Source organism: Dietzia sp. B19 (assembly GCF_014145155.1).
Taxonomy (GTDB): domain Bacteria; phylum Actinomycetota; class Actinomycetes; order Mycobacteriales; family Mycobacteriaceae; genus Dietzia; species Dietzia natronolimnaea.
Genome location: NZ_JAALED010000400.1, coordinates 1 through 2430, shown reverse-complemented (window position 1 = coordinate 2430; position 2430 = coordinate 1). Strand labels below are relative to the sequence as shown.

Sequence of the window (2430 nt, the reverse complement as noted above, 5' to 3'; positions counted from 1 at the left end):
TGAGGTGTCCTGGGTGTTCGGCGACGACCTGGGTGCGGCGTCCGGATCGGCGCGGAGCGCGGACGAGATCGAGCAGCTGGCACTGACCCATGACGCGTTCACCGTGCACGTGGTGGAGGTGTGTCGCAGCTGCTCGTGGAACCACCTGGTGGAGTCCTATGAGGTGGGCCTCGCCTCCGGCGAGGGCAGGCGCGTGCGCCGGGCGGCGCGGGAGCTCCGCAGGCACCGCTGAGCGCCCTCGCCGGGTGCGCCGAGTTCCGAGTGGAGCGCGATTTCGTACACAATGGACCTCAATGCACCGTCAGCGGGGGTCGCCCGTACCGGTCGGAGCTGCTCGCAGGAGGGTAGAAGATGTCGCAAAGTGACAGGACGCGTGGGAGATCTGACGGGGATCGGGACGACTCCTCGCCCCGGCGCGGCTGGTTCCGGCGTCACCCTGCCTGGACGACGCTGATCCTCGTCGTCGTCGTCCTGTTGGTGATCCCGCTGGTGATCGTCGGGGTGACCTACAACCGCACCGAGATCCCCCGCCCGGGCAGCGTGGCCACCAACCAGATCTCCGAGATCTACACCAACGACGGCACGACCATGATCGGGCGCATCGTCCCACCGGAGGGCAACCGCACCCTGGTCGAGGTCGACGCCATCCCCGTGCACGTGCGAAACGCCGTCATCGCCGCGGAGGACCGCAGCTTCTACACCAACGAGGGCTACGACCCCACGGGCATCGGCCGCGCGGTGATCGGGCAGGTCACCGGCGAGTCGAGCGCCGGCGGCGGGTCCACGATCACGCAGCAGTACGTCAAGAACACCATGGTCGGCGACGCTCCCACCTATGAGCGCAAGGCCAAGGAGATCATCATCGCGGCCAAGATGACCAACGAGTGGTCCAAGGACCAGATCCTCGGGGCCTACCTCAACACCATCTACTTCGGCCGCGGCGCCTACGGCATCGCCGCCGCCTCCACCGCGTACTTCAACAAGCCGGTGGAGGCCCTCACCGTGGAGGAGGGCGCACTGCTCGCGGGCGTCATCCAGTCCCCGTCCGTGCTGGACCCGCTCAACAACGCCGCCGCCTCCGAGGGCCGCTGGAACTACGTGATGGACGGCATGCGGGACATGGGGGCCATCGACGCCCAGCAGCGCGGCATGGCGGTGTTCCCCCAGGTCGTGGAGGACCCCCAGGCGGTGGACCAGAACGTGGGCGACCCCACCAACGGGGCGATCCGTCGGCAGGTGCTGGCGGAGCTGGCGATGGCCGGCCTGGACGAGCAGATGCTCAACACCCGCGGGCTCAAGATCACCACGACGATCGACCCGTCCACCCAGGAGGCGGTGGTCGAGGCCGCTCGCAGCAACATGCAGGGGGAGAGGCCCGAGAACCGGACGGCGGTGGTCTCCATCAACCCCCGCACGGGCGGCGTGATCGGCTACTACGGCGGCGAGGACGCCGAGGGGTGGGATTACGCCAACGCTCCGCTGCAGACCGGTTCCACCTTCAAGATCTTCGGCGTGGCCGCCGCCCTCGAGCAGGGGATCGGGTTGGGCACCCAGATCTCCTCGGCGCCCGTGACCACCGGAAACGTCACCGTCACCAACGTCCAAGGCCAGTCCTGTGGGTCGTGCTCGGTCGCGATGGCGCTCAAGATGTCCCTCAACACCTCGTTCATCCGCCTGCAGCGGATGCTGAACAACGGCGCCAACGACGTCCGGGAGATGGCCCACCGCACGGGCGTCGCCAAGGAGATCCCCGGACTGCCGTGGGAGACCCTCACCGAGCAGGGCGAGGACCCCTACGACGGCCTGATCCTGGGCCAGTACCCGATCCGGGTGCGCGACATGGCCACGAGCCTGGCCACCTTCGCGGCCGAGGGCGTCCACCGGCCGACCCACTTCATCGAGAAGGTCGAGACGGCCGACGGTGAGGTCCTGCTGGACAACTCGGCCCCCGAGGGTGAGGAGGTGGTGGACGCCGACGTGGCCAACAACCTCACCTCCGCGATGGAGCCGATCGCCGCCTATTCCAACGGCAAGTCGCTGGCGGGCGGACGCCCCTCGGCGGCCAAGTCCGGCACCACCCAGCTCGGCGACACCGGGTACAACAAGGACGCCTGGTTCGTGGGCTACACCCCGTCCATCGCCACGGCGGTGTGGGTGGGGACCGACGACAACCAGCCGTTGCTCAACGCGTGGGGCGGGACGATGTACGGGTCCGGGCTCCCCGCGGACATCTGGAAGTCGGCGATGGACGGCGCGCTGTCCGGGACCGACTGGGAGAGCTTCCCGTCCCCCGGGTACATCGGTGGCCAGGCCGGCGCGTCCCAGTGGGAGTCCTCCGGCACGGGGACCGGGAACACCGGCGGGACGGGCGCCACCCAGCAGGCGGTCCCCCAGCCCAGCGTCGCCCCCGCCCCCGCGCAGCCCGCTCCG

At 69.5% G+C, this 2430-nt stretch carries 2 protein-coding genes; both read left to right on the top strand.

Annotation, left to right across the window (positions count from 1 at the left end; all coding sequences use genetic code 11):
- Positions 1-232: DUF5318 family protein (locus G6020_RS17115; RefSeq protein ID WP_241732681.1), on the top strand; the 232-nt coding region annotated here is incomplete at its 5' end.
- Positions 233-351: 119 nt separating this feature from the next.
- Positions 352-2430 (top strand): transglycosylase domain-containing protein (locus G6020_RS11645; protein WP_182610743.1); only part of this gene is annotated, 2079 nt, incomplete at its 3' end.